Consider the following 12,744-nt stretch of genomic DNA (forward strand, 5'->3'; position numbering starts at 1 on the left):
GATGTTTGTAACAGAGTGTCCAGAGTGCCAAGCCAAGTTCAGAGTGACTGATGGTCAACTGCGCCTGGCTAATGGTCGCGTTCGCTGCGGCAACTGCCTCTCTATTTTTGATGCCGAAAATGGGCGTGCTGATCGAACACCCGCTACAGCAACTGAACAGCCTCAACAGACATCCACCGGAGCACAATTCGCTCAGCTAGATGCTGAGCCAATCGTACTTGAGCGATTTAATTCTCAACCAGAGTCGCCTTTCAAAACGGCATCAATGATTCTAATTCTTCTTTTATGCACAGTACTCGGCGCCTTACAGTACCTCTGGTTTGAACGAGCTAGGCTAAATGCACACCCCAGCTTACGACCCTTCTACATTATTGCGTGCAGTCAGATAAATTGTGATTTAAGTGCTAAAGAGGGGCTGGCTCTACTGGCGATTGAACAGACCCTAGTGAGGGAACACCCTCGTTACTCCAATGCACTTGAAGTGACACTGAGAATCAACAACCAATCTACCCTCTACCAGCCCTATCCGGCGGTTGAACTCTCTCTAAAAGATCTACAAGGCAAATTGATCAGCCGCCGCACATTTGATCCAAATGAGTATTTAGAACTTGGCATCAACGCTGAGCGCTTAAGCCCAAAACTCCCCATTCAAATTCAACTGACCATAACCAAACCGGATGAAGCGATCGCCTCTTTTGAAGCGAACCTTTCTGAAGCCCGTTTCAACCAACGCTAGGGAACCTACGAATAAGTCCATGACATCTCAGGCTTACAGTCAAATTTGTCATCCAGGCGTGTTTTTGAAGGCCTAGCGGGCTAAGTCGAGAAAACAGAACGCAGAGGATGGATTTGACTGTAAGCCCCGTAGGGCGCGACCTGAAACATCCATCTACAGCGTTGGATCGCTGACTAAAGGCGATGGCCATTAGTTGCACAATCCGCCTTGTATCTGAATGTTTCAGATCACGCTGAGAAATTATGGACTTGTTCGCAGGTTCCCTAGTTAGCCTGTCAACCCCAAAATTGATCATTTTTTATTCAAAAACGTCTTGGACCCTCGGTCCGTGAAGAGTATTATATGCGCCCTTCATAACCAACGACGGACATTCCAATTCATTGGAGTTACACCCTCGTTGTGGCAGGTTTTTGATGTTACAGATTGGTCCATACAGCCTTGACACTCAAGTTGCTCTAGCCCCAATGGCTGGTGTGACTGATCGCCCGTTTCGACAACTCTGTCGCGAACTGGGTGCAGGCCTTGTTGTGTCAGAGATGGTGACGTCAGATCCAAATCTTTGGCACACACGCAAGTCCTCATTTCGCCTAAACCATCAAGGCGAAGCGGAGCCTCGCTCCGTACAGATTGCGGGTGGCGATCCAGAGATGATGGCATTAGCTGCTCAGTTAAATGCAGAGCGTGGCGCACAAATCATCGACATCAATATGGGCTGCCCGGCTAAAAAAGTCTGTAATAAAGCAGCTGGCTCAGCACTGCTGAAAGATGAACCTCTGGTCGAATCTATATTGGAAGCCGTGGTCAATGCAGTCGATATACCAGTGACCCTAAAAATTCGGACTGGTTGGTCTCCAGACAATCGCAACGCACTCACCATCGCCAAAATGGCTGAACAAGCTGGTATAGCCGCGCTGACCGTTCATGGAAGAACCCGGTCAGATAAGTACCTTGGTGACGCTGAGTACGAGACCATTAAATCCGTTAAAGAGAACATCAGCATCCCTGTCATTGCTAATGGCGATATCACCACCCCAGAAAAAGCGCGTTTTGTTTTGGATTACACCGGTGCTGATGCAGTCATGATCGGTCGTGCAGCGCAAGGCACCCCGTGGATTTTGCGAGAGATTGATCATTATCTGCGTCATGGTGAAAAAATAGCGCCACCCACTCTTTCAGAAATACACTCTATTTTTAATCGCCACCTGAAAGCTCTGCACGAGTTTTATGGAGAGTTAATGGGCGTTCGTATCGCCCGAAAACACCTTAATTGGTATCTGCAATCAGTTAGCGATGTGACTGGCTTTAGAAGAGAATTTAATCAGTTGGAAACAGCTGAAGAGCAGCTTAACGCCCTCGATCAATATTTTGATCGTGCCCAAGCTGCTTAATATTTAGGTAACCGTAGTAGTGAGTAGTAACGATACAATGCAACATCTCGATATCTCTGAAATAACAACAGAAACCCAGACACCAACACTGCGTGAGAGTGTTCAATCTTCACTTGAGACCTACTTCAAGACGTTAGATGGACAGCCCGCAAGTGATGTTTATCAAATGGTGTTGACTGAAGTAGAAGCACCGCTGTTTGAAGCTGTTATGCGCTACACCAAAGATAACCAAACCCGTGCTTCAGAGCTTCTTGGCCTGAACCGCGGCACGCTTCGCAAAAAGTTGAAGCAGTATGATCTTCTTTAAATCTCTGAAAAATGGAAAGCCTCATGTCTAACGACTCATACACTCCTATTCGTCGCGCTCTGATCAGCGTGTCAGACAAAACTGGCATCGTAGATTTTGCCCGTGAACTGACTTCTCAAGGCGTTGAAATCCTATCAACTGGCGGCACTTACAAACTGCTTTGTGATGAAGGCATCGCAGCCGTTGAAGTCTCAGACTACACGGGTTTTCCAGAGATGATGGCAGGCCGCGTTAAAACCCTTCACCCTAAAGTGCACGGCGGGATCTTGGGTCGTCGCGGTACTGATGATGCGGTGATGACTGAGCATGGCATCAATCCAATCGACATGGTGGTTGTCAACCTATACCCCTTTGCAGAGACCGTCGCACGTCCAGATTGTGATCTTCCGATGGCCATTGAAAACATCGATATCGGTGGCCCAACCATGGTTCGATCTGCTGCCAAAAACCATAAAGATGTCGCAATTGTCGTTAACGCTTCTGACTACGATTCAATCATCGCTGACCTTAAAGCCAACAAGGGTCTTAACTACAACACCCGTTTTGACCTTGCTGTTAAAGCGTTTGAACACACTGCTGCTTACGACGGCATGATTGCAAACTATCTTGGTGCTCGAGTGGGTGTGGAAGAGCCAGAGACCTTCCCACGCACTTTCAATACTCAGTTCGTCAAAGTTCAAGACATGCGTTACGGTGAAAACCCACACCAACGTGCAGCCTTCTACGTTGAAGAGAACGCAACTGAAGCCAGCGTTTCAACCGCTCGTCAACTTCAGGGTAAAGAGCTCTCGTTTAACAACGTAGCCGATACTGATGCGGCACTTGAGTGCGTTAAGCCTTTCAAAGAGCCTGCCTGTGTCATCGTTAAACATGCTAACCCTTGTGGTGTCGCCATTGGCGGCAACATTCTGGAAGCATACAACCGCGCTTTCCAGACAGATCCTACCTCAGCATTTGGTGGCATCATCGCATTCAACCGCGAACTTGATGCAGAAACAGCAAAAGCGATCGTTGATCGTCAATTTGTCGAGGTGATCATTGCTCCAAAAGTGAGCGCTCAGGCATCCGAAATCGTTGCCGCTAAACCCAATGTTCGTCTACTTGAGTGTGGTGAATTTGCGGCACAGCCTGGTGCAGCTTTCGATTACAAACGTGTCAACGGTGGCCTACTGGTGCAAGATTGTGATCTAGGCATGGTGAACGCATCTGAGCTTCAAATTGTCACTAAGCGTCAACCATCTGAACAGGAGATCCGCGATCTACTGTTCTGCTGGGAAGTGGCTAAATTCGTTAAATCGAATGCCATTGTCTACGCTCGTGATGGCCAGACTATCGGTATCGGTGCAGGCCAGATGAGTCGTGTCTACTCAGCTAAAATTGCGGGTATCAAAGCGGCGGATGAAGGCCTACAAGTTGCTGGTTCGGTGATGGCATCTGATGCTTTCTTCCCATTCCGTGATGGCATTGACTCTGCAGCAGAAGCGGGTATCAAAGCGGTTATCCAGCCAGGTGGATCGATGCGCGATCAGGAAGTGATCGATGCAGCCGATGAGCACGGCATGGCGATGGTATTCACAGGCATGCGCCACTTCCGCCACTAAGCGTTAGAAGGATTGATTGATATGAATGTTCTAGTAATTGGCTCAGGTGGCCGTGAACACGCTCTAGCTTGGAGCGCTGCTAAAGATGCACGTGTAAATACTGTCTTTGTTGCTCCAGGTAATGCAGGTACAGCGATAGAAGCTGGTATTGAAAATGTTGCGATCGATGTCATGGACAAAGTTGCACTTGCCAACTTCGCTAAAGATAACGGCGTTGCTTTGACCATCGTAGGTCCAGAAGCACCGCTAGTCGATGGTGTAGTGGATTACTTCCAGTCAGAAGGTCTAGCAATTTTCGGCCCATCAGCAGGCGCTGCACAGCTTGAGGGCTCGAAAGCGTTTACTAAAGACTTCCTAGCACGCCAGCAGATTCCAACGGCAGAGTACCAAAACTTCACAGAGATCGAGCCAGCACTGGCATACCTTCGTGAGAAAGGCGCACCAATCGTTGTTAAAGCCGACGGTTTGGCAGCTGGCAAAGGTGTTATCGTTGCGATGACACATGAAGAGGCTGAAGACGCTGTCAAAGATATGCTTGCCGGAAATGCCTTTGGCGATGCCGGTAGCCGTGTTGTTATCGAAGAGTTCCTAGATGGCGAGGAAGCATCTTTTATTGTCATGGTCGATGGCGAAAACGTTCTGCCAATGGCCACTAGCCAAGACCACAAACGGGTGGGTGATGGCGATACTGGCCTTAACACCGGCGGTATGGGTGCTTACTCCCCTGCTCCAGTGGTCACTCCAGAGATCGACCAGCGCATCATGGACGAAGTGATCTACCCAACCGTTCGCGGTATGGCTGCAGAAGGTAACCGATACACTGGCTTCCTATATGCAGGCCTCATGATTGCTGCCGATGGCACACCTAAAGTGATTGAGTACAACTGCCGCTTTGGTGACCCAGAGACGCAACCGATCATGATGCGTCTTCAGTCGAGCATTGTTGAACTTTGCGAAGCAGCCCTTCGTGGCGAGCTAGACAAAACAACCGCTAAATGGGATCCGCGCCCATCAATTGGTGTTGTTATGGCTGCAGGCGGCTACCCTGGCGACTACAACAAAGGCGATGTAATTTCACTTCCTGAGTCACTTCCAGCTGACAGCAAAATCTTCCACGCAGGCACAGCCCTAAATGGTAATGATGTTGTTACAGCCGGAGGTCGTGTTCTTTGTGTCACTGCACTTGGCGACACAGTGACTGACGCACAAGCACGCGCTTACGAACTTCTAAAGCAAGTTAGCTGGAAAGACGCCTACTTCCGCACCGACATCGCTTACCGAGCGATCGCCCGCGAAAACGGTTGATATTCAACTTAACCTATCAAAGACCCTTCGGGGTCTTTTTTATTGCCTAAAATCATCATTGATGTCAGTCAACAGATCCAACCAAACTACTCGCACTTCAGTATTGATCAAGGCAAAATAATGATATTACCCTTTTATAAGAGACGACTATGCCTGAGTTTTTAGAGGCCTACTCCAGCGGAGAGGTTGCCGTTCTTTTAGGTTTTATCACCGGATTGGTGTTTGGTGTCTTTGCGCAGCAAAGTCGGTTCTGTCTTCGCGCGGCCTGTATTGAGTTCTGGCGCAACAAGCCTGGTCCTAAATTCGCCATTTGGCTCTTTACCTTCTCGACAGCGCTTATCCTGACTCAACTTCTAATGCTTAACGGTGATCTCGAGAAAAGCAGTATTCGGCAGCTGGTAACGACAGGCTCTATGTCTGGGGCCATCATTGGTGGATCCATGTTTGGTATTGGCATGGTCATGGCTAGAGGCTGCGCAAGCCGCCTTCTAGTCCTATCTGCGACCGGTAATCTACGAGCACTCATTGCAGGACTGGTGGTCACCGTTGTCTCGCAAGCCGCACTAAGAGGTATTCTATCTCCCGCCAGAAATGAGATCTCATCTTGGTGGCTAATCGATGGATCATCACGTGATCTGTCACTTTGGCTCCCAGAATTTGGGGCATTAGGATTCGGTATTATTCTATTTGTCGCCGCTTTCTATTTGGCAAAAAGAACCTCACCCAGAATCTACTGGCAGTTTGGTGCCGTCATGGTCGGGTTAAGTGTTGCTTTGGGCTGGGCACTAACCTCTTGGCATGCCAGTAACTCTTTTGACATTATCGCGGTGAAAAGCGTTAGTTTTACTGGACCATCAGCCGATACCTTAATGGCACTGATCAACGAGCCAGAGGTGCCTCTGTCGTTCGATATCGGCATTGTTGTCGGCGTATTTGCGGGCTCATTCTTGGCTTCCTGGATAACAAAAGAGTTCAAAATTCAAACCTTTACCGAAGAGACTGGCCTTTCACGCTATTTGGTTGGAGCCGGTCTTATGGGCTTTGGCGGCATGCTTGCGGGCGGGTGTGCAGTTGGTGCTGGTGTTACTGGTGGTGCAGTAATGGCCCTCACCGCTTGGGTTGCACTCTTCTTCATGTGGCTAAGTGCTGGCATCACTGACAGGGTACTCGACTACCGTCGCGAGACAGCCTAAATTAACAGCTCTAACTACTGAGCAAATTCTATGTCCTTTGAACTCTGGCTTGCCCTGTTAGGCGCAGCCATCATGATCTCGCTATCCCCTGGCGCAGGCTTTGCTACCGCTGTGAGTTTTGGGCTCTCAAATGGTTTACGAGGTGCAGCACCAGCTGTGTTTGGCCTTATTTGTGGCTATGGCACCCAGATGCTGGTGGTATCACTTGGCTTAGGGGCACTCATTGCAACCTCACCTATTCTATTCACAGTCATTAAATACATAGGCGCCGCCTACCTTATCTGGCTGGGCTTTCAGATTATCCGTTCGCAGGCTGAGCTCGAGCTTCATAACGCTGAGCCTCTTAAGAAGCGAGAGCGCTTTATTCGCGCCTATTTAGTTAATATCACCAACCCTAAGGGCATGGTGTTTCTACTAGCACTAGTGCCACAATTTCTGAATCCAGCAGAACCCCAGGCACCTCAGCTTTGGATTATTGGCCTGACACTAGTATTAGTTGATTGGATAGTGATGACTGGTTACTCGGGTATCGCAGCCCGTCTGCGCAGGTTTGTTCAAGATCCAAAAGGTAGAGCCTGGTTAAATCGGGCATCTGGGAGTGCACTGATACTGGCCGGTCTGGTATTGTCTACTGCAACACTTTAATAAGGAGTTAGGCATGGATTGTCTGTTTTGTAAGATTGTCGCTGGTGAAATTCCAGCCAAGCGCGTTTACGAAGATGAACACGTCATCGCGTTTATGGATATCAACCCACAGGCCCCATTTCATGGTCTAGTTATTCCACGCAAACATATCTCGACTCTCGATGATGCAACCGATGAAGACGCAGAAGTTCTTGGCCATCTGAATATTGCGGCTGCAAAAATCGCACGTCAGGAAGGATTTTCTGCAGATGGTTATCGAACTGTCATCAATTGTCGCGATCATGGTGGTCAGACGGTGTACCACATTCACCTCCACCTTCTAGGTGGTAAAGCGATGGGATGGCCACCATACACTGACACTCTTAAGACGCCACTATAGGATCTAAAATGACTGTGATTAAAGACCTGCCACAAAACAATCAGCTAGAGTTCTTTATCGAACAGGCGCGCCACGCAAAGCCTATTAGAACGGTGGTTGTGCATCCGGTTGATGGCAATGGTCTCGGCGGTGCTTTAGAGGCCGCAGAGCAAGGTCTGATAGAGCCAACGCTGGTTGGCCCTAAAGCAAAAATTGAAGCTGCCGCTGAGGAGCTCAATGCTGATATCAAGGCTTTTCGCCTTATCGATACAGAACACAGTCATGAAGCGGCTGAAGTCGCATGTCAGTTGATACAGCAGTGTGAAGGCGATAGTTTGATGAAAGGCTCTCTTGGGAGCTCTGAACTACTTTCAGCAGTCCTCGATAAACGCAGCGGTCTTAGAACAGAGCGCCGTTTAAGTCACATTTTTGTTTTTGATGTCCCTAGCTATCACAAGCCACTGATCATCACCGACGCTGCAATTAATATCGCTCCCGATCTAATGACGAAGCGAGACATAGTACAAAACGCAATCGACTTTGCGCATGCTCTAGGTAATGAGAACCCTAAAGTTGCCGTGCTTGCTGCAGTAGAGAAAGTTAAAGCCAACATGCAGAGCACGCTGGATGCTGCTGCACTTTGTAAAATGGCAGATCGCGGACAGATCACCGGCGGAATTATCGATGGCCCGCTTGCTTTCGACAACGCCATTTCTCGCCAAGCGGCCATTGATAAACATATCAACTCTCCGGTATCCGGGGAGGCAGATATTCTCGTAGCACCTGATCTTGAAGCCGGCAACATGATCGCTAAACAGCTCATCTATCTTGCTGGTGCTAAGTCTGCAGGAATTGCAGTAGGTGCTCGTGTTCCCATTATTCTAACGAGCCGTGCCGATGGTGTAGTAGCTCGCTTAGCAAGCTGTGCATTGGCATCATACATGGTGCATCACCGCCGTAAGATCTAATCATGAATATCCTCACCCTCAACGCAGGCTCATCCAGCTTGAAAGCTGCGCTCTATAACTCGCAGGATGGCGTGTTAAGCAAACTTGCCAGTGCATCATTGACGGGAGTTGGCTCTCCACATCTATCACTTCAGGTAGATGGAGAGAGCATCGATATTTCGAAGGTTGATCTCACAGACTCCGCAAAGATTCATGCGCAGGTTGTAGAACTACTTTTTAACCGATTTAAACTGCAGGATGACTCATTAGTCGTTTCACACCGCGTAGTGCATGGTGGCGGTATATTCTCTAAATCCGAAGTGGTTGATGATGCAATTCTTGAGCAATTAAAGAGTTTCAACTCCCTCGCTCCGCTGCATCAACCATTCAATATTCGTTTGATTGAACAGGTTCTTGAGGCTCACCCCGAGTCACTCAATATTGTCTCATTCGATACGATGTTTCACGCAGGCCAAACAGCGCTTGAAACCAGCTATGCCCTACCTAAATCGATTCGCGATATGGGTGTTCGTCGCTACGGTTTTCATGGGCTGTCGTATGCCTATATAGCAGACTCCCAACAACTCTGTGAAAACCCAGAAGAGCGAACTGTCGTTCTCCACCTGGGAGCAGGCTCATCGGCTTGCGGCATGTTGGGCGGCGTCTCTAGAGCGTCTAGCATGGGCTTCTCAGCAGTCGACGGTTTACCGATGGGGTCACGAACTGGCAATTTAGATCCTGGCGTGATGATTCATTTGATGCGTGAAGGAATGAGTGCTGACCAATTGGAAATGATGCTCTACAAACAGAGTGGCTGGCTGGGTCTTTCGGGACTGTGCAGCGATATGCGCACCCTGATCGAGTCGACTAAGCAGGAAGCGAAGTTCACCGTCGATTACTACTGCTATCACATTACCCAGGAGATTGGTCGGTTAGCGGCGATATTAGGTGGTTTAGATCGAGTGATTTTCACTGCTGGCGTTGGCCAACATGCCCCACTCATTCGAGAAAAGGTGTGCAGTCAACTGGCTTGGCTAGGCCTAGAGATCGATAACAAGCTAAATCAGAGCAACCAAATTGAGATTGCCACTGATTCATCCAAAGTCCGAGTGCAGGTCGTCCCTACGGATGAGGAGTGGATGCTAGCCAAATACGCGACGCAGTTAGTTTGAGCGCTGTCTGACGATCTCAAACAGGGTAACGCCGGTTGCTACCGAAACATTCAAACTGGAGACTTCCCCCGCCATTGGGATTTTAATCAACAGATCACACTGCTCTCGTGTCAAGCGGCGCATCCCCTTGCCTTCAGCCCCCATCACAAGCGCTAATGGACCGGTTAGATCTGTTTGGTAAATGGAACCTTTCGCTTCACCCGCCGTTCCGACAATCCACACTCCACGCTCCTGAAGCTGATTAAGCGTTCTCGCTAGATTGGTTACCTGAAAATAGGGAACCGCATCCGCTGCGCCACAGGCAACTTTAATCACTGTCGCATTTAATGGCGCTGATTTATCACGAGGGGCGATGACAGCTGCGACACCGGCCGCATCAGCGGTACGCAGACATGCACCTAGGTTGTGAGGGTCAGTAACACCATCAAGCACTAGCAAAAGAGGTGTTTGGTCAACCTCATCCATCAGCTTAAACAACTCTTTATCACCCAGAATGGGTAGAGGTTTAGCTTCGGCCAACACCCCTTGATGAACACCATCGACACGCTCATCCAAACGATGTTTGCTGATAGTCTCAACATGAACACCGGCCTGGGCAGCTAGGGCTAGAATCTTCTCTACTTTCGGATCAACGCGTCCCTGAACAATAAAGAGGCGCTTTACCCTCTCAGGGTCACGGTTTAACAGCGTTGTGACAGCATGAATGCCAAATACCTGATCCAATTTCATTCTCTTTTACCTTAACGTTAAAGGCGCACCGACGTGCAACTGAAAAAAATAGCCGCTAAAGAGCGGCTATCTCACTGAAGTCGACTTAATTAATGACGATTTCAGCGTTTGATTTTAGTGTTTCAAATTGCGTTCTAAATGCCTGACTACCCTCACCGGCAGCCAACATGGTTGAAATTTGTGTCTGAAGCTCTTCAGCAATCTGCTCTTGCGAGGTTCCAACAGCATCGACAGTGATCAATGCCGCTGTACCATCAGAGAGCTGGACAACCTTATAGTCTGCACTACCCTCTGGACGTGCCATAGCAAAAGCTGCTTCTACAATCTGAGGTTCAAGATCAACGGCTGCACCGCGTGCAATCGATTTCACTGCAGTCCACTCCAGGTCAACTTTTCCCTCTTGTGCAGCAGTCAGAGCATTTTGAGCCTGTTCAAAGGCCTGTTTAGCCGCTTGGGAAGACTTAAGCCTGCTGACTAAATCATCACGCACTTCAGCAAGTTCAAGCTGACGTGCGGGTCGTAATTCATTCATATTAAGAACAAAGGTACGACCACTGCTCACCTCAATAGGGTCAGAGTTTAGACGCTCTTTGGTCACAACATCAGAGAAGGCTGCACGAACCAGTTTCTGGTCAGAAAAATCGCCAGTCCCACCATTACGAGTCAAAGGCTCTGAGGTTTGTATCTCGAGTGACAGCTCCTCAGCAAGCACGGCAAGGTCGCCTGAAGAGAAGGCCAAATCCGTTAAACGTTCTAGTGCGCTGACATAAACCTCTTCTGCATTCGCTTCAGCAACATCATAGATGAGATCCTCGCGCACTTCGCTCAGTGCTGGCACCTCTTTAGCACGTACATCGTTTAACTTGATGATGTGCACACCAAACTCGGTCTCGACAGGTTCAGAGTACTCGCCGGCATTTAATGAGAACAGAGCATCATCAAAGGGACCTTCAAAAAGGCCTGGCGTCAGGTAACCTAGATCACCGCCTGAATTAGCTGAACCAATATCTTGTGAGTACTCAGCAGCTAGTGAGGCGAAGCTTTCGCCGGCCGCCAACTTCGTACGAATCTCTTCAGCCTTTGCCAGCGCTGCATCCAGAGGCTGGGCATCGCTTATCTCAAGGAGTATGTGACTAGCAGAACGCTCTTCACCACCTTCAAAACCGGCTTTTAACTGATCATAGGCAGAGTTAATTTCGGCTTCGGTCACACTGTCTGGGTCAACAAAATCCGCTTGGTCCAGTACAACATAGTCAACAACGACCTGCTCTTGGGTCATTAGCTGATCGCCCATACTGTCATAAGCAGCTTGCACATCCGCATCATTCACTGTCTGTGAATCAGCGTCAACAGAGAAACGCGCCACTCGGATATCACGCGTCTGTGTATTCAAAGCAAGAAGATGATCAAGTTCCGAAGCGGTTAAAAAAGCTGACTGCTCGTAAGCACCGCGCACCTGATTCATCAGCGCTTCACTCTTAAGAAGCTCACGGTACGTCAAAGGAGTAAAACCAGCTCCTCGTAGAGCGGATTCAAACTGGTTGCGATCGAATCGACCGTCAACCTGAAACTCCCGCGTTGCAACGATCATCTGGTCCAGCATTTGATCAGACACAAAAAGCCCTAGCTCTTCTGCTGCACTGATCTGTACGTTGCGATCTATGAGATTGTCCAAAACCACTTTGCGTAGAACAACATCGTCTAACATGGCTGGATCAGCATTGTCGCCCATTTGAGTTAGAACTTGTCGACGTTGCAGATCGATACCACGATAGAGCTCATTCTTAGTAATGGCTTTACCATTGACTTCAGCGGGAGGTGGTTCGGCTGTAGCTAGACCGACAAGTGAGTCAACGCCCCACAGAGCGAAAACAACAATGATCAAACCAACCAGAACTTTAGCAATAATCCCTTGTGAATTATCACGCATTGATTGCAACATGACTGAGTGTCCTATGAATTAAAAAAAGCGCAACCTGAGGTATGCGCTTTTTTAGTGGGGAGAGTCTGAAACTCTTGCGCGCTAAAGCGCACCCCTGGAATAACCGATATTACTTGTTTACAGCGTCTTTCAGAGCCTTACTTGTTTACAGCGTCTTTCAGAGCCTTACCTGGCTTGAAAGATGGAAGAGTTGCTGCAGAGATCTGGATTGGCTGACCAGTCTGTGGGTTACGACCCGTACGAGCAGCACGCTCTTTGACACCGAAAGTACCAAAACCAACTAGTGCAACTGAGTCGCCTTTAGCTAGTGCGCCAGTGATTGCTTCTAGAGCGGCGTCTAGAGCGCGGCCAGCAGCTGCTTTTGGAAGATCTGCAGATGCAGCAATAGAATCGATAAGTTCTGATTTGTTCACGTTGTGCC

At 48.8% G+C, this 12,744-nt stretch carries 13 protein-coding genes; 10 read left to right on the forward strand and 3 right to left on the reverse strand.

Features of this window, described 5'->3' with window-relative positions:
- Position 1 precedes the first annotated feature (1 nt).
- The 10 genes from XMD530_RS00910 (at position 2) to XMD530_RS00955 (ending at position 9,652) form a co-directional block, all read left to right on the forward strand.
- On the forward strand, positions 2–736 hold the full coding sequence (locus tag XMD530_RS00910) for a DUF3426 domain-containing protein (RefSeq protein ID WP_173480756.1): 735 nt from the start codon (positions 2–4) through the stop codon (positions 734–736).
- Positions 737–1,149: 413 nt separating this feature from the next.
- Positions 1,150–2,124 carry a tRNA dihydrouridine synthase DusB gene (gene dusB / locus XMD530_RS00915; RefSeq protein ID WP_173506568.1) on the forward strand — a complete coding sequence of 325 codons (975 nt, stop codon included), beginning with the start codon at positions 1,150–1,152 and terminating at the stop codon, positions 2,122–2,124.
- Between the two features lie 37 nt (positions 2,125–2,161).
- Positions 2,162–2,431, forward strand: coding sequence for a DNA-binding transcriptional regulator Fis (fis, locus tag XMD530_RS00920; protein ID WP_173480755.1), 270 nt, complete (start codon positions 2,162–2,164; stop codon positions 2,429–2,431).
- A 23-nt stretch (positions 2,432–2,454) separates the two neighbouring features.
- On the forward strand, positions 2,455–4,032 hold the full coding sequence (purH, locus tag XMD530_RS00925; RefSeq protein ID WP_173506569.1) for a bifunctional phosphoribosylaminoimidazolecarboxamide formyltransferase/IMP cyclohydrolase: 1,578 nt from the start codon (positions 2,455–2,457) through the stop codon (positions 4,030–4,032).
- 21 nt (positions 4,033–4,053) lie between these two features.
- Positions 4,054–5,337: a phosphoribosylamine--glycine ligase gene (purD, locus tag XMD530_RS00930; RefSeq protein ID WP_173506570.1), complete on the forward strand. Its 1,284-nt coding sequence runs from the start codon at positions 4,054–4,056 to the stop codon at positions 5,335–5,337.
- Between the two features lie 149 nt (positions 5,338–5,486).
- Positions 5,487–6,530 carry a YeeE/YedE family protein gene (locus tag XMD530_RS00935; RefSeq protein WP_173506571.1) on the forward strand — a complete coding sequence of 348 codons (1,044 nt, stop codon included), beginning with the start codon at positions 5,487–5,489 and terminating at the stop codon, positions 6,528–6,530.
- A 30-nt stretch (positions 6,531–6,560) separates the two neighbouring features.
- Positions 6,561–7,175 (forward strand): LysE family transporter, encoded by a 615-nt coding sequence (locus tag XMD530_RS00940; RefSeq protein WP_173498203.1) that lies wholly within the window; start codon positions 6,561–6,563, stop codon positions 7,173–7,175.
- Between the two features lie 13 nt (positions 7,176–7,188).
- Complete coding sequence (locus XMD530_RS00945) at positions 7,189–7,554, forward strand: histidine triad nucleotide-binding protein (RefSeq protein WP_173483338.1); 366 nt, start codon at positions 7,189–7,191, stop codon at positions 7,552–7,554.
- An 8-nt stretch (positions 7,555–7,562) separates the two neighbouring features.
- Positions 7,563–8,501 (forward strand): bifunctional enoyl-CoA hydratase/phosphate acetyltransferase, encoded by a 939-nt coding sequence (locus XMD530_RS00950; RefSeq protein ID WP_173483339.1) that lies wholly within the window; start codon positions 7,563–7,565, stop codon positions 8,499–8,501.
- Positions 8,502–8,503: 2 nt separating this feature from the next.
- Positions 8,504–9,652, forward strand: coding sequence for an acetate/propionate family kinase (locus XMD530_RS00955; RefSeq protein ID WP_173506572.1), 1,149 nt, complete (start codon positions 8,504–8,506; stop codon positions 9,650–9,652).
- On the opposite strand, the gene rlmB is transcribed toward XMD530_RS00955, so the two are convergent.
- From rlmB to XMD530_RS00970, 3 genes are all read right to left on the reverse strand, one after another.
- Entirely contained in the window at positions 9,644–10,381 is a 738-nt protein-coding gene (gene rlmB, locus XMD530_RS00960; protein WP_173483341.1) for a 23S rRNA (guanosine(2251)-2'-O)-methyltransferase RlmB, read from the reverse strand. The two genes, XMD530_RS00955 and rlmB, sit on opposite strands and share 9 nt — an antisense overlap.
- Before the next feature lie 85 nt (positions 10,382–10,466).
- Complete coding sequence (locus tag XMD530_RS00965; protein WP_173498886.1) at positions 10,467–12,323, reverse strand: SurA N-terminal domain-containing protein; 1,857 nt, start codon at positions 12,321–12,323, stop codon at positions 10,467–10,469.
- 137 nt (positions 12,324–12,460) lie between these two features.
- Complete coding sequence (locus XMD530_RS00970) at positions 12,461–12,736, reverse strand: HU family DNA-binding protein (protein WP_173480450.1); 276 nt, start codon at positions 12,734–12,736, stop codon at positions 12,461–12,463.
- Positions 12,737–12,744 lie beyond the last annotated feature (8 nt).

This window comes from Marinobacterium sp. xm-d-530 (assembly GCF_013283365.1).
Lineage (GTDB): Bacteria > Pseudomonadota > Gammaproteobacteria > Pseudomonadales > Balneatricaceae > Marinobacterium_E.